The sequence below is a fragment of the Rhodococcus sp. ACT016 genome, assembly GCF_050477185.1.
Taxonomy (GTDB): domain Bacteria; phylum Actinomycetota; class Actinomycetes; order Mycobacteriales; family Mycobacteriaceae; genus Prescottella.
Map to the genome: position 1 here is coordinate 1,434,555 of NZ_JBEAET010000001.1, position 17,509 is coordinate 1,452,063.

A 17,509-nucleotide genomic window follows, 5' to 3' on the forward strand; every position below is an offset into this window, starting at 1 on the left:
TTCATAGCAGTGAATGATTCTGTTGCGCTAGCATTGCGTGGTGTCAGACCCTCAACACCCCCTCGCCACGTCTCGTGTCAGCTTCCTGCTCGCCCAGGTGGGGGCCTTCGCTGCGGCACGCTTCGCCGAGCGACTCGAAGCTCTTGCCCTGCAGCCCAGCGATATCGGGATCCTGAGACTCATCGCTACCGAGCCGGGTCTCAGTCAGCAGGCTCTCGCGGACAGGCTCAGCGTCGCCCCGAGTCGCGTCGTCGTTCTGATCGACGGTCTGGAGAAGAAGGGCCTGGTTGCTCGTGAGCGGAGCGTGCGCGACCGGCGAATCTACGAACTTCGGCTCACGGACGAAGGTCGCGCCGTCATGGGTCGGATGCGCCATATCGGCGCGGCGCACGAAGCCGACATGGCGAAGGCGCTCACCGAAGAGGAGCGGGACACCCTCGCGACCTTGCTGAACAAGATCGCAGCGAGCCACGAACTCACACCCAATGTGCATCCCGGGTACCGCGCAGCCCGCGGATGAGACGGGCGTGTCCGGATCGGTTCGCCCAGCGGCCTTTCGTATCGCGTCAGGAGTGCGGGAACTGCGCGGCGTGGATCGTGCCGGCGTCGACGCCGTCGTGACCGATGAGCCACGAGCCGCCGTTGCGTCGGCATTCGGCGATCTTGCCGAAGACGCTCAGCAGGAAGTAGATCGCCTGCTCGGGGGATCGGGTGGTGGCCAGCCGGTGGGATTCGCCGTGCTTGGTGACGTCGAGCCACACCCCGGCCTGGCCGTCGAGGCGCATCGCGACGATGTGATCGGCGTCGACGAAGGCGACCTTGCGCTGCTGCCACGGCGTATTGGGCGAGTACACCTGTTCGAAGACTTGAACCATGATCGACATGACCGTGCTCCCGATTTTCGTCTGCGCCCAGTATGGCCTGGTGACAGGGTGAACTCCAGGGATGTCGGCCGGGGCTGGTTGGATGGATCGCATGCTGCACGGGCTCTGGTCGCCGGGGGCGGGCCTCATGCTGTGGCGAGGCCCGGAGTCCGAGCTGCCCGATCTGCCGGAGCCGCTGGCCCGGATACTGCGTCGTCGTTTCCGTCGCCACCACACCGTGCAGGTACCCGGTCCGGTCGGCGTGCAGCCGCTGCGGGTTCCGGTCCTGGCGTTCGCGCCGGCCGAGGCAGCCGACGTCCTGCTCGCCGTCCCGGACGACGCCCCGCAGGTCTCGGGCGATCTTCGGTACCTCGCGCACGTGGCGCGCGGTGTCGAACGCTGGGCGCGGGCGGGCCGTGTCGTGCCCGAGTTGTATCGGGCGGAGGGGCACTGGTGGCCGCGGTGGCGGCTCGTCGGCGGGGAACGTCAGCGCGCGTGGCTCGCCGAACTGTCGGCGGCGATGCCCCCGGTGCAGCGGTTCGAGGGCAGCCCCCGCGAGATCCTCGACGACTTTGTCGCCGAGATCACCGACGCGGTGGTTCGGGAATTGCTCGGCGACCGGGACGCGGAGCATCCGCTCTTGCGGGCGCTGCTGCGCGGCGAGCCGTACGACGGCGGCAATCATCGGATGGCGAGCGGTCTCGACGCGTGGCGTGAGAGCCTCACGGTCGACGAGCCGGAACTGGTGCTGCGGCTGCTCGAACCGGACGAGGAACTGGTGGACGGGAACGAACCCGAGGTCGTCGCCGACGCGTTGTGGCGTCTGCAGGTGTGCCTGCGTCCCGAGGGGGAAGCGCCGTCGCCGATCCTACTGCACCGCACAGACTCTCGACTCCTCGAGATCGCCGTCCGCAAGCTGGGTGCGGCCGTGGCCGCCTACCCGCGGTTGCGGGACCTGCCCACCGACCCGGACAGTCTCGACCTGCTGCTGCCGACGCCGGTCGTCACCGACCTGGTGCTGCACGGCGCGCGGGCGTTGCACCACGCCGGCATCACGCTGCTGCTGCCGCGCGCGTGGGCGGTGGTAACGCCGTCGCTGCGGGTGCGCGTGTCGTCGCCGCCGGTGCCCGCCGCGGCCGAGGATCGCGCCGTCGGCATGAACGAGATCGTCGGCTACGACTGGGAACTCGCGGTCGGCGACATCGTCCTCACCCCCGACGAGCTGACGCGTCTGGCGAACGCGCAGGGCGACCTGGTGCGGTTGCGGGGGCAGTGGGTGCAGGCCGACACCGCGGTGCTGGCGCAGGCCGCCCGCTATGTGACGCAACGCAATTCCGCAGACCAGGGCACCCTGGGCGGGTTGCTGGGGCAGCTGACGGAGGCGGAACGACCGCCGGTGCCGGTCGAGGAGGTGCAGGCCACCGGGTGGGTGGGCACGCTGCTCGACGGCACCCTCCAGCCGACGCCGGTACCGAAGCCCTCCGGGCTGCAGGCCGAACTGCGGCACTACCAGCAGCGGGGTCTGGACTGGCTGGCGTTCATGAGCGAGACGGGGCTCGGCGCCGTCCTGGCCGACGACATGGGCCTGGGTAAGACGCTGCAGTTGCTGGCGCTGCTCGCACACGAACGCTCCGACACGCCGACGCTGCTGGTGTGCCCGATGTCGGTGGTCGGCAACTGGCAGCGCGAGGCGGCCCGGTTCGTCCCCGACCTGCGGGTCCACGTCCATCACGGCGCCGGGCGCAGCCGCGGCGAGGACCTGGCCGACGCGGTCCGCTCGAGCGACCTGTTCATCACGACGTACTCGCTGCTCGCGCGTGACGTCGAGGCATTGGGGGAGCAGGTGTGGCGTCGTGTGGTGCTCGACGAGGCGCAGCACGTCAAGAACTCCGCGACGGCGCAGGCCCGCGCCGCGCGCGCCATTCCCGCCGCACATCGCATCGCCCTGACCGGTACGCCGGTGGAGAACCGGCTCGACGAGTTGCGGTCGATCCTCGACTTCGTCAACCGCGGAATGCTCGGCAGCCCGCAGGCCTTCCGCGCCCGATTCGCGGTACCGATCGAGCGGGAGCAGGACGAGGCCGCGGTCACCCGGCTGCGGGCCGTCACGTCGCCGTTCATCCTGCGCCGCGTCAAGACCGATCCCACCGTCATCTCCGACCTGCCGGAGAAGCAGGAGATGACGATGCGGGCGAACCTGACCGTCGAGCAGGCCGCGCTGTACCGGGCGGTGGTCGACGACATGCTGAAGAAGATCAAGGACACCGAGGGGATGCAGCGCAAGGGTGCGGTACTCTCGGCGCTCACGCGGCTCAAGCAGGTGTGCAACCATCCCGCCCACTTCCTCGGCGACGGATCCGGGGTGCTGCGCCGCGGACGCCACCGGTCCGGCAAGCTCGGTCTGGTCGAGGACATCCTCGACTCGGTGACCGCCGACGGTGAACGGGCGCTGCTGTTCACGCAGTTCCGGGAGTTCGGCGACCTGGTGGTGCCGTACCTGTCGGAGCGGTTCGGCGTGGACGTGCCGTTCCTGCACGGCGGGGTCCCCAAGGCGCGCCGGGACCGGATGGTGGAGCGGTTCCAGGACGACGGCGGACCGCCGATCATGCTGTTGTCCCTCAAGGCCGGCGGCACCGGACTCAACCTGACGGCCGCCAATCACGTTGTGCACCTGGACCGCTGGTGGAACCCGGCGGTGGAGAACCAGGCCACCGATCGGGCGTTCCGGATCGGGCAGCGCCGCGACGTCCAGGTGCGCAAGCTGGTGTGCGTCGGCACGCTCGAGGAGCGGATCGACTCGATGATCACGAACAAGCAGGAACTCGCGGATCTTGCGATCGGGACCGGCGAGAAGTGGATCACGGAGATGAGCACCGATCAGCTCCACGACCTGCTGATCCTCGGTGAGGAGGCGGTGGGCGAATGAGTCCGGAACGCGGTCGCCCCGACTTCAGTGCTTTCGGGAAGCGTCGGCCCGTGGTCGGCGGTGTCGAATCCGTATCCAAGCGGGGTGCGTTCGCACGCGGCTGGTGGGGGCGCGCATTGATCGACGCGCTCGAGCGGGTCGGCGATACCGGCCGGCTCAGCCGCGGCCGCACCTACGCCCGCGGCGGCCAGGTCGTCGCGCTCGACATCGCCGCCGGCCGGGTCACCGGCGAGGTGCAGGGCAGCCAGATCGCGCCGTTCACCGCGGTATTGACGCTGCGCACACTGGACGACGAGCACACCGCCGAACTGGTCGAGACGATCCGCTCCACGCCGGGCACGCTCGCGGCGCTCGCGGCCGGATCGGTGCCGCAGGAACTGGCACCGATGCTGCTGCCGGACGGTGGGCGCGAACTCGACTTCGACTGCACGTGTCCCGATCCCGGGTGGCCGTGCAAGCACGTCGCCGCCGTCGCGTACCTGCTGGCGGAGCGCGTCGACCGCGAACCGATCACGATGCTCACGGTGCGGGGACTCGACCTCGACACGCTCATGCGGGCCGTCGGCGGCGAGGACGAGGAGCCCGATCCCAGCGCTGGTGGTGACCACTTCGGCGACAACGTGCGGTACACGCATCTGCCCGAGATCGAATTCGCCGCCGCCCCGGACGATCTCGACGCGACGTTGCTGCGCAAGGTGCTCCGGGCAGGGGTGGAGGACGAGGCGGACGTGGCTGCGGCCCTGCGTGACCTCGACGAGTGCTACCGGGCGTTGGGGAGCGGGTTCCGGCGGCGGCGCTGATCCGACGCGCGCACCTCCGACGCGCGCACCTTCGACGCGCGGTGACGGGGCGTCCCCTAGCATCGACGTAGCGTCACCTTCGAATCTCGAGCCCGAAACCTGAAGGAGCCCCATGCGTCTGCGCGACACCCCCACCATCGAGGTTTTCGAACGCCTGTCCTGCAGCCCGGAGCAGGCTTGGGCGCTCGTCACCGACATCGAACTGCCCACTCGCACCGACGGCGAGCTGCAGCGCGTCGAGTGGCTGGACGGGGCGACCGGAGTCGCGGTCGGTGCCCGATTCCGCGGTCACAACGCCAACCCTCAGATGGGGGAATGGCACACCGAGCCGGAGATCGTCGAGGTCGAGGACGGTCGCCGTTGGGTGTGGTGCGTGGGTCCGGTCGAGGCGCCGATTGCTGTGTGGGGCTTCGAGGTCGAATCCGACGGCGACGGCGCCATCGTCCGGCAGTGGGCCAAGGCCGGCACCGGACGGTCACCCCTCTCCGATTTCATCGCCCAGCATCCGGACAAGGAAGGCGCGATCATCGCCCACCGGATGTCCGTGTGGCGCGACGGGATAGTGGCCAACCTCGCGATGCTCGCGCAGTTGGCCACCGCCCCTGCCTGACGAAGCTACGACGCCGGCACGATCACGTCCGTGGCGCGGTGCGGGTGCGCGACCTCGTCGACGACGATGGCCGTGCCGTCGGAGTTCTCGGTGCGCAGACCGACGATGTCCTGATAGGCGGGGGAGTGGTACCACTCCAAGGCCTGGCCCCGACTGGGGAACTCGATGATGACGAGGTCGCCCACCCAGTCTCCTTCCAGGACGGTCTTCTCGGATCCGTGGACGACGAACCGGCCGTCGAACGGCGCGAGGGTGGCGTCGATCCGCTCGAGATACTCGACGACGTCGGCGCCGAAATCGACGGACCGCAGGTGGGCTATTGCGAAAGCGGACATGATTCCTCCGGGTTGTCGTAGGTGGTCGCGGTCAGGCAGTGGGGACCTTGTCGAGGAATCCGAGCACCAGGCGCACCTTGCCGGCCGGGTCACGCTCGAGGACGTCGAACCCGATCACGAGGGGTTCGGCGCCGACGGGACCGAGCGCCCACGTGAACCGGGCCTGGTCGTGGTGGGCGTCGACGTCGCCGGCGAGCTCGAACCGCATGCCGTCGAACTGCTGCTGCACGGACCCGATGAGGGCGCTCACCGCGGCAGGACCCTCGGCGCTGCCGATCGGGTCGACGTAGCGGCCGTCCGCGGCCCACAGGTCCGCGACGAGGGCCGAGCGCTTGTCCGAATCCGTCTCGTTCCAGGTGTCGAGGTAGCGCTGGACCAGTGCGTCGAAGTCGTTCATCTCGAATCCCTTTCGTGAGTGGCCGGTGGGTCCGGCCTCTGCGAACGAGCCTGCGCCGTGGACGCCCGCCGGTCGATTACCTCGGAGGTAATGGGGAGCATTCACCGCACCGCCTAGGGTCGAGAGCATGACGCGGGTACAGGAGTCGGCAGGGGAACTTCTGCGGCGATGGCGTGGACACCGCCGCATGACACAACTCGACCTGGCCAACCGAGCCGAGGTGTCGACGCGGCACGTCAGCTTCCTCGAGACGGGGCGCGCCAAGCCGACCCGGGCGATGCTGCTGCGCCTCGGTGAGCATCTCGACATCCCCCTGCGGGACCGCAACGCCCTGCTGCTTGCGGCGGGCTTCGCTCCGGCCTTCCCGGAACACACGCTCTCCGACGTGCCGATGGCGGTGGTCGCCGACGCGATCCGGACGATCCTCGATGCGCACGCGCCGATGCCGGCACTGGTGGTCGATCGGCACTGGAACCTCGTGGACGCGAACGACACCGTGGCGCTGCTGACGGACGGCGCCGCGCACTGGCTGCTCGAGCCGCCCGTCAACGTGCTGCGGCTGAGCCTGCACCCCGACGGGATGGCCCCGCGGATCACGAACCTCGGGCAGTGGCGGGCACACGTGCTGCACCGGCTCGACCACCAGATCGACGCGACCGGCGACGCGGAGCTGCGTCGTCTTCGCGCCGAGCTCGCGGACTATCCGGGCGGAATCGACGCGGCCGGGCCGGGGCCGGCGCTCGTCGTGCCCCTGCGGGTCCGCGTCGGGGAACACGACCTGGCGTTCCTGAGCACGACGACGGTGTTCGGGACGCCTCTCGACGTGTCGGTGTCCGAACTCGCGATCGAGACGTTCTTCCCGGCGGACGGCGCGACGGCGGAGTATCTGGCGGCGCAGCACCCCCGCTCCGATCACTGAAGCGGGGGCGCTCGTCGTTCCGGCTACTCACACCACGATTCGCAACGGATTTTCGAGCAGCCCGGACAACGTGGCGAGGAACTGGGCCGCCAGCGCGCCGTCGATGATGCGATGGTCGGCGGTGATCGTGTAGCGCAATCGCTTGTGGGCCACCACCGTGCCTCCGTCCAAGGCAAGTTCTTCGCGCACGGCGCCGACCGCGAGGATCGCACCTTGGGGCGGGTTGATGATCGCGGTGAACTGTTCGATTCCGTACATGCCGAGGTTGCTGATCGTGAACGTGCCGTCGCTCATGTCCGCAGTCGTCAACTTCCGGTCCGCGGCCCTGCCGACCAGGTCCCGCGTCGTGGCGGCGATCGTGGTGACCGCGGCGCGGTCGGCGTCCCGGACAACCGGCACGACGAGCCCGGAGGGGGAGGCCACAGCGACGCCGACGTGGATCCGCTGGTGGATGAGGGTCCGGCCGCGCTCCTCGGGATCGTAGGAGGCGTTCATCCCGGGATGGGCGCGCAGCGCGAGAGCGACGGCGCGGACCACGATGTCGTTGACGCTCACCTTCACGCCGGTGTCGGCGTTCGCGTGGTTGATCCGGGCGCGGAGTTCGAGGAGCTCGCCGACGTCCGCGGACGCGGTCGCGGTGAAGGTCGGGACGGTGGTGCCGCTCAAGGTCAATCGGGTGGCGATCGCCTGGCGGACGGCGTCGAACGGCACCGGCCGCGGTTCACGCTGGTCCGACACCGCGGGCGGAGGTACCGGCGCTGCACCGGATTCGATCGACGGTGAGATCGCAGAATCTGTGGGTCGAGCATCGAGGTCGGCGCGGACGATGCGTCCGCCCGGGCCGGTCCCCGAAACCGTCGCGAGGTCGATGCCGCGTTCCCGAGCGAGCTTGCGCACCAACGGTGTTGCGATGCGACGCTCCGGATGCCCGTTGGACACCGGCACCGTCGGCAGTGTCGCACCGCGCTCCTGAGGCTCCCGCGTGGCACTGGACCTGTCGGCTTCCGATTGTTGGGTCCCGTTGAGCTCGGATGTCGGCACGGCGGCCGGAGACGAATCGACCCGGACGGGTGCGGGGGCAGTTCCTGCCGGTGTGTCGGTTCCGTTGTCGAGCCGGGCGATCGGTGCACCGATCGGGACGTTCTCGCCCTCGGCGACGAGGATCTCGACGAGGGTGCCGGCTTCGTAGGCCTCCTGTTCCATGATGGCTTTGTCGGTCTCGATCTCGACGAGGAGGTCTCCCGGGGAGACCGGGTCACCGGGCTGCTTGTGCCAGGCGGAGATGGCGCCTTCGGTCATGGTGTCGGACAGGCGTGGCATGAGGATGTCGATCATGTTGGTGTCCTCTCAGCGGCGTCGGGCGACGGCGTCGAGCGTTTCGCGGATTGCGGTGATCGCGTCGTCTGCCGAGGGCAGCGCGGCGGTCTCCAGGGGCTTGGAGTAGGGAAGGGGGACTTCGGCCATGGCGACTCGTCGGACAGGGGCGTCGAGCCAGTCGAACGCACCGTCGGAGATGGTCGCGGCGATCTCGGCGCCGATCCCGTAGGTGAGCCAGTCGTCTTCGAGCACGACCGCGCAGTTCGTCTTCTTTACGGACGTGACGATCGTGTCCCGGTCGAGCGGGCGGAGGCTGCGCAGATCGACGACCTCGACGTCGATGCCCTCGTCGGCGAGTTGCTCGGCGACCTCGAGTGCGACGGCGGCCATCCGGGAGTAGGCGACGACGGTGATGTCGGTGCCCTTGCGGGTGACGGCGGCCTTGCCGATCTGTGCCGGCTCATCGTGGTCGGGGACCTCGCCGGTCGTGTTGTAGAGGGCGAGGTTCTCGAGCACGAGCACCGGATCGTCGTCGCGTATCGCGGCGAGCATCAGTGCCTTCGCGTCCGCAGGGTTGGAGGGGGCCACAACCTTCATGCCCGGCACGAACGCGTAGTAGAGCTCGATGTTCTGTGAGTGCGTGGCGCCGAGCTGCTGCCCTCCGCCGCCGGGTGTTCGGATCACCAGGGGCACGCGGGCCTGGCCGCCGAACATGCCGTAGATCTTTGCGGCGTGGTTGACGATCTGATCGAGTGCGAGCAGGGAGAAGTTGATCGTCATGATCTCCACGACCGGCCGCAGTCCCAGCATGGCGGCGCCGATCGCGGCGCCGGTGAAGCCTTCTTCGGCAATCGGGGTGTCGCGTACCCGTTCGGGTCCGAATTCCGCGAGCATTCCGGCAGTGATCTTGTATGACCCCTCGAACAGGCCGATCTCCTCACCGATGAGGAACACGTCCCGGTCGCGCAGCATCTCGCTGCGCAACGCGTCGTGCAGCGCCTGCCGGTAGCTGATCACGCTCATGCGGACACCCCCGCACGCTCGTCGGCCGACGCTCTCGGCGGGGCTGGGAACAAGGCACTTCCGGGCAGTCGGCGGGAATCGTTCGGCACCGGGGTGGCATAGGTGTAGTCGAAGAGCGTCGAGACGTCCGGAAACGGGCTTGCGTCGGCGAACTCGACCGCTGCCGCGACGGCTCCGACGGCGTCGGCGTCGATCTGCGCGATGAGCTCGTCGGTCAGCAACCCCTTCTCGTACAGCCGCACTGCGTACGCGGCGACCGGATCGGCGGCCTTCAGCGCCTCGGCCTCCTCGCGGCTGCGGTAGCGGGCCGGATCGACCACCGAATGCCCCTTCAGCCTGCCCGACACGGTTTCCAGCAGGTACGGCTTACCCTTCCGCGCGCTGGCGAGTGCGACCTGGGCCGCCGCGTGCACCGCGACAGGATCGTTGCCGTCCACCCTGGCCGAGGCCATCCGGTAGGACGCGGCGCGCTTGTGCAGCTCCGGTTCGGCCGACGACTGTTCCACGGTGGTGCCCATGCCGAGGCCGTTGTTGACGACGGTGTAGACGATCGGAAGTCCCCACAGCGCCGCGATGTTCAACGACTCGTGGAACGCCCCGATGTTCGTCGTCCCATCACCCATCAGGCACACCACCGCCTCGGAGCCGCCGCGGTAATCGATCGCCAGCGCCGCACCCGTCGCCAGCGGCACCTGGCCGCCGACGATCCCGTACCCGCCCATGAACCGGGAGGCGATGTCGAACATGTGCATCGACCCGCCCCACCCGCGGGACACACCGTCGGAGCGGCCGTACAGCTCCGCCATCACTCGCGCAGGATCGATGCCGCGGGCGATTGCGTACCCGTGCTCCCGGTAGTTCGTGAACATGTAGTCGTCGGGTTGCACGGCCGCCATGAGACCGGCGACCGTGGCCTCCTCGCCGAGATTCAAATGGCAGTAGCCGCCGACCTTCGCCTCGGTGTAGGCGCGGGCGGCGCGTTCCTCGAAGCGACGGATCAACACCATCTGCCGGTAGAAGCCCAGCAGTTGCCGATCCGTGAGCGCACCGGCACAGGGTGGGGTGGCCGTCGAGCGTCGAGTCGACGCGCGCGGGGACTTGGTATTCGAGGGCATGTGGGTTCTCCTTTTCGCCCGGACACACCGCATCCACGAGCCGATCTGTCCGGAACGACCCGCGGATGCGGGGTCGCCGCTCTGGCCTCGGCAGTGTGCGAGCAGCGGCAACCATTAATGAAACGAAGTACGGTTCATTATAGGACGGGTGCGAACATGACGGTGAGTCGTGAGGAGTTGCTATTGGCTACCGAAGGCGCGGCGGCGCCCCGCAAGAAGGGGCGTCCAACGGCCGCGGAGCGGGCGCAGCGGCGCGACGACATCCTCGATGCGGCGGTCGGGCTGTTCGTGGCCCGCGGGTTCGCCCAGGTCACACTCGACGACATCGTCGCCGAAGCGCACGTGACCAAACGGACGATCTACGGCTACTTCGGGGATCGCACCGAGGTCTTCCTGGCCGCTGTCGAACGGCTCCGACACCGCACGCTGCGGCAGCCGTCCAGCGGGCAGAGTCTGGAGGAGCTCGCGACCGACATCGTCCTCGCTCTGCACTCCGACGAAGCGATCGGACTTCACCGGTTGATGATCACCGAAGCTCACAGCTTCCCCGACCTCGCGACAGGGTTCTACCGCGACGGACCACAGGCATACATCGCCGCACTGAACGATCGGCTACCCGAACCGGACCTCGAGCTGGCGCAGTCGGTGTTCGCCCTACTTCTCGGCGAGCCTCACCGGCAACGCCTGCTCGGGTTACGCGCGGCCCCCGACCCGACGGAGGCTGCCACTCACGCAGCGAGTGTCCTGCGCCGCTTGTGGATCACGCCGGAACCGGCGGGGTGATCACGCGTATCTCCGGCCGGGTCGGCGGTCGGACTGCCGACCCGCCTGTTCGACAGCTGCTAGGCGAAGTGGAATCGACGGCGTGAGCCTGTGGGAGCGCGGTTCTCGGGCCGGTTGCCTCGATCCTCCGACGACGGGCCGCGGAGTCGATCTCGCTGGACGGTTCGGAAGATGGCATTCGCCGCCATTCGAACGGGTGCTGCATGCCGGTGGTCGAGCTTCATGTCGCGGATGCGGCCACATACCGACAGCGCCCCGACCGTCTCGCCTGCAGGTCCGATGGGTACGGCGATGCTGGCGATGCCTCCGCCGGCCTGACTGATCTCATAGGCCACGCCGTTCTCGCGGATCTTCCGGAGTTCCGGTGTGAGCCCGCGACAGTCGTCATCGGACTGGGACGAGGCCATCAGCGCCTTGCCCATCGCTGTGCGGTGTGCCGGATACCGAAGCCCGATCCGCGTCGGCATCGATCCGGCCAGTCGCCCGCCGACCGTGTCGAGATACAGGAGGTGGGTACCCTCGAGAATCCCGAGGTGGACCACGTACCCGGTGGCACGATGCAAGTCGCGGATGATCGGTGCGGCAGACCTGCGTAGGGAATGCTGATGGATGGCAAGGGATCCGAGGTGTATCAGTAGGCTGCCGAGCTCGTACTCGTTGCCTTCGCGTCGTACCCAGTTCGCTTCGGCGAGTCGCTCGAGCATCCTGTGAGCGGATGAGCGGGGGAGGCCGGTGTATCTGACGACGTTCGCGAGGTTGAGTCGTCCACGACCGTCGAAAGCGCTCAGTACCAATGCAAGGCGATCGAGAACCGCACTGGGGGTGGTCATTGCGGCATCCTGTGGTGCTCCGGGATCGGACAACGGTAATTCCCTTAATTCTTGAAGACCTACGACGCGCACTCCCGATACCCTCGCTCGCGGAATATCGATTGCGATGGAAAGATTTTGGTTCGGTCGATCGCCCGCCGCGGGCGTCGGCCGTGAACCGCGGCCCGCCCGCGTGCGGGAGGGCCGCGGCGATCCACCGGCGGGGTCAGGCGTGAGTGCCTCCGTCGATCCGGATCTCGGTACCTGTGATGAACGAGCCGTCTTCCGACGCCAGCATCGCGATGGCACCCGCAACCTTCTCCGGACCGGCCATGGGGGCGCCGTCCGATTCGAGATCGGTCTTCAGTATCGGCGACAGCTTGCGGAACAGAGTCCAATCGGTATCTGCCGGAAGGTAGTCGGCGGTCGTGTCGGTAATCCCACTCTTGATGCTTCCCGGGGCGACCGCGACGGCGCGCAGACCTTGCTTTCCGTACTCGAGCGCCAGCGCGTGTGTGAAGGACTGGATACCGCCCTTGCTGGCGGCGTAGGCCGCCATGTAGGGATGCGCGAAGGTGGCCGACGTGGAACTGAAGTTCACCACGACGCCCTTGCCGGAGGCGAGAAGTGCCGGCAGCGCCTCCCGTGTCACGAGGAACGTTCCGGTCAGGTTCACGCCGATCGTTCGATTCCACATCGCGAGGCTCGTCTGGTGAGTGTGAGCACCGCGCAGGATACCTGCGGCGTTGACGAGAACGTCGAGGCCTCCGAGTGTCTCGACAGCTTGTCGCACAACCGATGTCACGGATTCTTCGTCCGCGACATCGAGTTCGAAGCTGCACAGGTCACCATCGAGATCGGCCTGTTGCGCTCGAAGTCGGGTCTCGGCGAGGCCTTCCTCGGAGATGTCTGCGACAGCAACCCGTCCTCCTTCGGACAGGAGCCGGAGTGCGGTGGCCTGCCCGATGCCCGATGCTGCGCCGGTGACGAGGATACGTGCGTGGGTGAAGCGCTTCATGGCGGCGTTCGCCTTTCGTTGTGCAAGAAAGCATTTCAAGGGAATCGAATCGGACGCGGGTGCACGGACGCGCGTGACCCGAGGGCGACGCACTGTGACGTCTCGGAGCACGCGGACGAAGGCGTCTATCATCCACCCGACCGCACACCGCGATCGGCCGCAGTGCGCAGGGGTGTGGACAAGACGGGGATCAACCCGCCGACTCGACGATGAAGCCGACCCGTGAAGGGGAGGATGTAACTCGGTTGGGGCCGGCCGTCAGGCCGTGGCTCTCTGGACCCAGACCAGGCCGGAGGGACGCCTGTCCCTAGCCCGGCGTCCGCGTCGGAATGTGGCCACGCCGAACCGGACTGCGTGCACAGCACGGTCCGTTCGAGGGGAGAAGAGGCGGGCCGACATGGCGTCGACAATAGCGGGAGGGCTCCCCCTTCACAAGGGATCTCGCGTTGCGCCGGCTCGCCGCCACGGATCCCGCTGAGTGGAACGAATCGTGGCGCCGCGCCGCGGCGCCGGACTGTGATGTGGGCTATTCGTCGACGAAAACTGTTCTCTATCAGCATGATCCAAACCCACACGCGACGAGCTCTCGGTTCACCGGGTGTGATCCTGCCCTGGTGGGCAGATGTGCTCGCGGATCTCGAAAGGGCTGTTCGGATGGTCTTGAACACACACAGCGAAGAATGTTCCGCTTCGTCCCCGAGTGGGCGGCGCGCTCAGGGATGGACTCCGAGACTGGTCGTCGCGCTGGTATCACTCGTTCTCCTTCTCGAGGCCCTCACCATGAGCTACCTGATGGTCTCGATGTCCATTCCGCTGGTCGCGGCGCACTACGGCACGGCGCAAGGTGCGTGGCTTCTGACGGCGTTCCTGCTCGTGGGCGGTGTCACGGCGCCATTGATCGGCAAGCTTGCCGACATGTACGGGAAGCGGAGACTGCTCCTGGTGTGCGCGGCGGCGGGGTCGCTCGGCGCCGTCATCAGCGCGACGGCAGGAAGCTACGGCGTCATGCTCCTCGGTCGAGCTGTGTCCGGGCTTCTCGTGGCAACGCTGTTCCTGAGCTACTCGCTCATCCGGGATGTATTTCCGCGCAACAAAATTGCTTTGTCGGTGAGCATCGCGACGAGTGGGATGGGACTGGTATCCATACCGGCGCCGTTCGTGACGGGATGGTTGCTCGACACGTACGGTTTCCGCAGCCTGTTCTGGTTCCTTGCGACGCTGCTTGCCCTGCTGGTGTGCCTGATCGCAGTATCCACCGATGAATCTCCGGTCCGCCTCCGATCCGGTCTCGACCTCCTGGGTGCGGTGTTGCTGGGCGGTGGGATCGCGGGTGTGCTGATCGCGGTGAGTGTCGGGCCGACAGGTGGGTGGCTCGGCGCCCCCGTCGTCACTTCGGCGATCGCGGGCGTGGGCATGCTATGCGCCTGGTTGGTCTCTGCCCGCCGCGTTCGCGCCCCACTCGTCGACCTCGGTGTGCTCGGACGGCGGCCGGTATTCCTGACAGTGCTCGGTGCGGGACTCGCGTACGGGAGCGCCGGCGTGATCGCAATCCTCCTACCGCTGCTGGCGACGGCCCCGCGGAGTTCGGGGCTGGGATACGGATTCGGAAGTTCCACAAAGCAGTTGGCGTTGCTCCAGGCTCCGATGGGAACCATGGTGGTGGTCGGCGGCCTTGCAGTAGGGCTGTTGGTCGGCCGTGGGGCCCGCCCTCGGGCAATGCTGGCGGTAGGAATGGCGACAATGGCCTCGGGGTACCTCCTGGTGACCTGGCATCACAACACCGAGGCGTCGGTATTCGTCGCCTGCGGGATCATCGGCGTCGGGATGGGTTTCGCCTACGCGGCCATCCCGAACCTACTCATCGAAGCCGTCGCGCCGGAATTGCAGGCAAGTACTGCAAGCTTCGTGGGTGTTTCGCAGAACATGTTTCCGGCGATAATGCCGGTACTCATCTTCAGTGTCTTGAATGCCCGCTTCGTCGCCCAACCTGCCTCCATGGAAACTCTGAGCGGAGCGTTGTACAGCGATACCGGCTTCCGGATCGCGTTCCTCATCGGGGCCGCCGCGACTGCGATCGGTGCCGTCGTCGCCCTGATGATTCCGCGTTCCATCGTGCAGGCAACCGCGTGACGTAGCCCGGCACGACTGAAGAGGTCTGTGTGACGACGATGTCAAGATCAGACGTCGCCCCGGAGTGTCGGGGCACGCTGCACCGCCGCAGGGCGCGGACCAGGCCACTTTCCCGCCACCTCTACCGTGGAAGCCTGCGTTGTCGGGACGAGAGGAAACGCGTGAGGGTTCGACGGACAGCGGTGCTGCTCGGCGCCGCGGCGCTGGGTGCCGGGGTGTTGTCCGGGTGCGGCACGACGGACTCGGACGATTCGGGCGCCGTCGTGTGGCGGCCGTGCGCGGATCTGGCCGCCTACGTTACCGATCTCGGGGTCGACCCGGGCGTCGTCGAGCGCCTGCAGTGCGCATCGGTCGACGTCCCGCTGGACTACGCGGACCCCGGCGGACGCACCGTCGAACTCGCGCTCAGCCGGGTCGTCGGAACCGATCCGGCCGCGCCGACGTTGTTCGTCAACCCTGGTGGCCCCGGCGTCGAGGGGCGCAGCATGGCGGCCACCGTCGCCTCGGAGCTGGGGCTCGGCGGCACCGTCGTCGGGATCGACCTGCGGGGGCTCGGATACTCGTCGAGCCTCGACTGCAACGCGCCGGACGCCCCGGACGGCCGCGACGACGCGAGCCTCGCCGCCTATGCAGACGCGATCACCGCGGCGAACCAAGCCTGCACCGACGCCGATCCCGCGTTCGTCGGCAGCCTGACCACGGCGAATGCGGCCCGCGACCTCGACACGGTGCGGCGGGACCTCGGGCTGGACACGGTCGACTTCCTCGGCGTCTCGTGGGGCACCGTGCTCGGGGCCGAGTTGCAATCTCGATTCCCCCAGCACCTGCACCGGGTGGTCCTCGACAGCATGGACTACACCGGCACGTCGGCGGTCGACGCGCTGCGGACGCTCGCGGCGGCCGATCCCGACGTGCTACCGGAACTGGCGCCCGAGCCCACCGACCTCGGCGTCGACGACGACGGCGGAGTCACCCCCGACGAGCCTGACGTTCCGCCCGGCGATGCCCCGGCACCCGACGACAACGACGCTCCGCTCGACCCCGCCACCACCGACTTCCTCGAGCACTCGTTCGACGCCACGGCGGGCACCGCATACATCTGCAACAGCCTCGACCCCGTCGGCGACAGCGCGGTCCAGCTCGCCGAGAACCGGACGCTGAATGCCGACCTCGGGCGAGACCCGCAGCGCCGCATCGAGTTCCCCGCCGATTCCGATGTCCCCGGCGTGAGCCTGTGCAGCGGTTGGCCGCTGTCGGCGGAGGCGACGTCCGTCGCGGACACCGGAACCGATCTGCTGATCATCGGTCACCGCGACGAGAACGTCACCCCGTACGGGTGGGCGCTCGACGCACAGGCGGCGATGGGCGGCCGACTCCTGACGATCGAGGACGGCGTCCACGGGTCGACGGTCGGATCGACCTGCGGCGGGTTGGTCACCGACTTCCTCGGCGAGGGCCGGCTAGCGCAGGACACGTGTGACCCGCAATGACCGGCCGACATCTACAGCGACGAGACAATGGTCTCTGTATGCATCGGGGCAACCGGCCGTGCTCCCGTGAGTGACGCAGTTTGACGAGAATATCGAAATCGTCAGCGGGCCTGGGGCGCTCATGCCCCAGTGGGTCTCGGTCGCCGATGGCGTGGCAGTCGCTGAGCAGAATTTGGCACGTGCAAGCCACTGCGCACCGTGTTGAATCATGTTGAGGTGCAGCAATCTTACTTATTCACTCGATCGACATATCTGAAATGATCTCTCCAGCAATTGGTTTCAGATTCAATCAACTAGTTGTTCAATATCTTCCGTGTTATGGTGCCGCTATCCGCGTCGCTGTCGGGGCGCATCTCTCTACGAAGGAGTGATCATGCGGAAGAAGTTGGCAAGTGTTGGGGTGGTAGGGATGGCGGTCGCGGCCGCGCTGGTCGGTCCGGCCACCGCGAATGCGGAGGACACCACCACCACTTTCGAAATTGTGGCCGGAGGATTGACAATCGCGCCCCAAAGTTCCGCGGCGCTCAATACCGCGCAGACCGGCGCGTCCGATGTCCTCGGTTCGCTGGGTGCGGTCACGGTCACCGACAGTCGCGGTAGCGACGCGGGATGGACGGTCACGGTGTCCTCGTCGGAATTCGCCTTGGCTGCTGCGAGCGGCGACACCACCATCGCCGCGACGAACGTCCAGTACAACCCGGGCGACGTCGAACATACGGGAACGGTGACCACGACTCCGTCGGCCGTCGCGGGCCTGGACAGCGCCAAGACCGTGGTCGAAGGCACGGCCTCGCGGGGCAACAACACGGCCAGGTGGAACCCGACATTGACCGTTGGCCTGCCGTCCGACGCTCTCGCCGGCGTCTACACCGGCACAGTTTCGACGTCCGTCGCCTGATCCGGGGAGCCGGACTCCGTCGGCCCGGATGTACACGCTTCGAATCTCCATCAGCGTGGGAGCTGGATCGTTGAAC

General features: G+C 67.8%; 17 protein-coding genes. 9 read left to right on the forward strand and 8 right to left on the reverse strand.

Annotated elements, in window-relative coordinates; all coding sequences use genetic code 11:
• The first annotated feature begins 40 nt into the window (after positions 1 to 40).
• A complete protein-coding gene (locus tag ACQ5DX_RS06620; RefSeq protein ID WP_430331873.1) occupies positions 41 to 520 on the forward strand; it encodes a MarR family winged helix-turn-helix transcriptional regulator in 480 nt (159 codons plus the stop codon).
• A gap of 46 nt (positions 521 to 566) precedes the next feature.
• Here the strand turns inward: ACQ5DX_RS06620 and ACQ5DX_RS06625 are convergent, their stop codons facing one another.
• Complete coding sequence (locus tag ACQ5DX_RS06625) at positions 567 to 884, reverse strand: hypothetical protein (protein ID WP_430331874.1); 318 nt, start codon at positions 882 to 884, stop codon at positions 567 to 569.
• Positions 885 to 975: 91 nt separating this feature from the next.
• Between ACQ5DX_RS06625 and ACQ5DX_RS06630 the strand changes: the two genes are divergently transcribed.
• The 3 genes from ACQ5DX_RS06630 to ACQ5DX_RS06640 all read left to right on the forward strand — a co-directional run bounded on the left by ACQ5DX_RS06630 (position 976) and on the right by ACQ5DX_RS06640 (position 5,199).
• Positions 976 to 3,789, forward strand: coding sequence for a DEAD/DEAH box helicase (locus ACQ5DX_RS06630; RefSeq protein WP_430331875.1), 2,814 nt, complete (start codon positions 976 to 978; stop codon positions 3,787 to 3,789).
• On the forward strand, positions 3,786 to 4,589 hold the full coding sequence (locus ACQ5DX_RS06635) for an SWIM zinc finger family protein (RefSeq protein ID WP_430331876.1): 804 nt from the start codon (positions 3,786 to 3,788) through the stop codon (positions 4,587 to 4,589). The genes ACQ5DX_RS06630 and ACQ5DX_RS06635 overlap by 4 nt, the downstream gene beginning before the upstream one ends.
• Before the next feature lie 112 nt (positions 4,590 to 4,701).
• Entirely contained in the window at positions 4,702 to 5,199 is a 498-nt protein-coding gene (locus ACQ5DX_RS06640) for an SRPBCC family protein (RefSeq protein ID WP_430331877.1), read from the forward strand.
• Between the two features lie 5 nt (positions 5,200 to 5,204).
• On the opposite strand, the gene ACQ5DX_RS06645 is transcribed toward ACQ5DX_RS06640, so the two are convergent.
• Positions 5,205 to 5,534: a DUF1330 domain-containing protein gene (locus ACQ5DX_RS06645; protein ID WP_430331878.1), complete on the reverse strand. Its 330-nt coding sequence runs from the start codon at positions 5,532 to 5,534 to the stop codon at positions 5,205 to 5,207.
• Positions 5,535 to 5,565: 31 nt separating this feature from the next.
• Positions 5,566 to 5,931 (reverse strand): nuclear transport factor 2 family protein, encoded by a 366-nt coding sequence (locus ACQ5DX_RS06650; protein WP_430331879.1) that lies wholly within the window; start codon positions 5,929 to 5,931, stop codon positions 5,566 to 5,568.
• A gap of 127 nt (positions 5,932 to 6,058) precedes the next feature.
• On the opposite strand from ACQ5DX_RS06650, the gene ACQ5DX_RS06655 reads away from it, so the two are divergent.
• A complete protein-coding gene (locus ACQ5DX_RS06655; RefSeq protein WP_430331880.1) occupies positions 6,059 to 6,850 on the forward strand; it encodes a helix-turn-helix domain-containing protein in 792 nt (263 codons plus the stop codon).
• A 27-nt stretch (positions 6,851 to 6,877) separates the two neighbouring features.
• On the opposite strand, the gene ACQ5DX_RS06660 is transcribed toward ACQ5DX_RS06655, so the two are convergent.
• From ACQ5DX_RS06660 to pdhA, 3 genes are read right to left on the reverse strand one after another with little or no spacing between them, the layout of a single operon-like run.
• Positions 6,878 to 8,185, reverse strand: coding sequence for a dihydrolipoamide acetyltransferase family protein (locus tag ACQ5DX_RS06660; protein WP_430331881.1), 1,308 nt, complete (start codon positions 8,183 to 8,185; stop codon positions 6,878 to 6,880).
• Positions 8,186 to 8,197: 12 nt separating this feature from the next.
• Positions 8,198 to 9,190, reverse strand: coding sequence for an alpha-ketoacid dehydrogenase subunit beta (locus ACQ5DX_RS06665; RefSeq protein ID WP_430331882.1), 993 nt, complete (start codon positions 9,188 to 9,190; stop codon positions 8,198 to 8,200).
• Positions 9,187 to 10,305, reverse strand: a complete 1,119-nt coding sequence (gene pdhA / locus ACQ5DX_RS06670; protein ID WP_430331883.1) for a pyruvate dehydrogenase (acetyl-transferring) E1 component subunit alpha — start codon at positions 10,303 to 10,305, stop codon at positions 9,187 to 9,189. Before pdhA ends, ACQ5DX_RS06665 begins: the two co-directional genes overlap by 4 nt.
• A 156-nt stretch (positions 10,306 to 10,461) precedes the next feature.
• On the opposite strand from pdhA, the gene ACQ5DX_RS06675 reads away from it, so the two are divergent.
• On the forward strand, positions 10,462 to 11,088 hold the full coding sequence (locus tag ACQ5DX_RS06675) for a TetR/AcrR family transcriptional regulator (RefSeq protein WP_430331884.1): 627 nt from the start codon (positions 10,462 to 10,464) through the stop codon (positions 11,086 to 11,088).
• Between the two features lie 59 nt (positions 11,089 to 11,147).
• Here ACQ5DX_RS06675 and ACQ5DX_RS06680 read toward each other — a convergent pair whose 3' ends face one another.
• Complete coding sequence (locus ACQ5DX_RS06680) at positions 11,148 to 11,918, reverse strand: IclR family transcriptional regulator (RefSeq protein WP_430331885.1); 771 nt, start codon at positions 11,916 to 11,918, stop codon at positions 11,148 to 11,150.
• 205 nt (positions 11,919 to 12,123) lie between these two features.
• Positions 12,124 to 12,915 carry an SDR family NAD(P)-dependent oxidoreductase gene (locus ACQ5DX_RS06685; protein ID WP_430331886.1) on the reverse strand — a complete coding sequence of 264 codons (792 nt, stop codon included), beginning with the start codon at positions 12,913 to 12,915 and terminating at the stop codon, positions 12,124 to 12,126.
• A gap of 654 nt (positions 12,916 to 13,569) precedes the next feature.
• On the opposite strand from ACQ5DX_RS06685, the gene ACQ5DX_RS06690 reads away from it, so the two are divergent.
• From ACQ5DX_RS06690 to ACQ5DX_RS06700, 3 genes are all read left to right on the forward strand, one after another.
• A complete protein-coding gene (locus ACQ5DX_RS06690) occupies positions 13,570 to 15,045 on the forward strand; it encodes an MFS transporter (RefSeq protein WP_430331887.1) in 1,476 nt (491 codons plus the stop codon).
• Positions 15,046 to 15,206: 161 nt separating this feature from the next.
• On the forward strand, positions 15,207 to 16,535 hold the full coding sequence (locus ACQ5DX_RS06695; RefSeq protein ID WP_430331888.1) for an alpha/beta fold hydrolase: 1,329 nt from the start codon (positions 15,207 to 15,209) through the stop codon (positions 16,533 to 16,535).
• A gap of 373 nt (positions 16,536 to 16,908) precedes the next feature.
• Positions 16,909 to 17,433, forward strand: a complete 525-nt coding sequence (locus ACQ5DX_RS06700; RefSeq protein ID WP_430331889.1) for a WxL domain-containing protein — start codon at positions 16,909 to 16,911, stop codon at positions 17,431 to 17,433.
• Positions 17,434 to 17,509 lie beyond the last annotated feature (76 nt).

Excerpts from the sequence above, each read along its gene's own strand:
- ACQ5DX_RS06635 (WP_430331876.1), top strand. The coding sequence starts at position 3,786 with ATGAGTCCGGAACGCGGTCGCCCCGACTTCAGTGCTTTCGGGAAGCGT.
- ACQ5DX_RS06665 (WP_430331882.1), bottom strand. The coding sequence starts at position 9,190 with ATGAGCGTGATCAGCTACCGGCAGGCGCTGCACGACGCGTTGCGCAGC.
- ACQ5DX_RS06680 (WP_430331885.1), bottom strand. The coding sequence starts at position 11,918 with ATGACCACCCCCAGTGCGGTTCTCGATCGCCTTGCATTGGTACTGAGC.
- ACQ5DX_RS06640 (WP_430331877.1), top strand. The coding sequence starts at position 4,702 with ATGCGTCTGCGCGACACCCCCACCATCGAGGTTTTCGAACGCCTGTCC.
- pdhA (WP_430331883.1), bottom strand. The coding sequence starts at position 10,305 with ATGCCCTCGAATACCAAGTCCCCGCGCGCGTCGACTCGACGCTCGACG.
- ACQ5DX_RS06655 (WP_430331880.1), top strand. The coding sequence starts at position 6,059 with ATGACGCGGGTACAGGAGTCGGCAGGGGAACTTCTGCGGCGATGGCGT.
- ACQ5DX_RS06690 (WP_430331887.1), top strand. The coding sequence starts at position 13,570 with ATGGTCTTGAACACACACAGCGAAGAATGTTCCGCTTCGTCCCCGAGT.
- ACQ5DX_RS06630 (WP_430331875.1), top strand. The coding sequence starts at position 976 with ATGCTGCACGGGCTCTGGTCGCCGGGGGCGGGCCTCATGCTGTGGCGA.
- ACQ5DX_RS06675 (WP_430331884.1), top strand. The coding sequence starts at position 10,462 with ATGACGGTGAGTCGTGAGGAGTTGCTATTGGCTACCGAAGGCGCGGCG.
- ACQ5DX_RS06660 (WP_430331881.1), bottom strand. The coding sequence starts at position 8,185 with ATGATCGACATCCTCATGCCACGCCTGTCCGACACCATGACCGAAGGC.
- ACQ5DX_RS06645 (WP_430331878.1), bottom strand. The coding sequence starts at position 5,534 with ATGTCCGCTTTCGCAATAGCCCACCTGCGGTCCGTCGATTTCGGCGCC.
- ACQ5DX_RS06625 (WP_430331874.1), bottom strand. The coding sequence starts at position 884 with ATGTCGATCATGGTTCAAGTCTTCGAACAGGTGTACTCGCCCAATACG.
- ACQ5DX_RS06650 (WP_430331879.1), bottom strand. The coding sequence starts at position 5,931 with ATGAACGACTTCGACGCACTGGTCCAGCGCTACCTCGACACCTGGAAC.
- ACQ5DX_RS06685 (WP_430331886.1), bottom strand. The coding sequence starts at position 12,915 with ATGAAGCGCTTCACCCACGCACGTATCCTCGTCACCGGCGCAGCATCG.
- ACQ5DX_RS06700 (WP_430331889.1), top strand. The coding sequence starts at position 16,909 with ATGCGGAAGAAGTTGGCAAGTGTTGGGGTGGTAGGGATGGCGGTCGCG.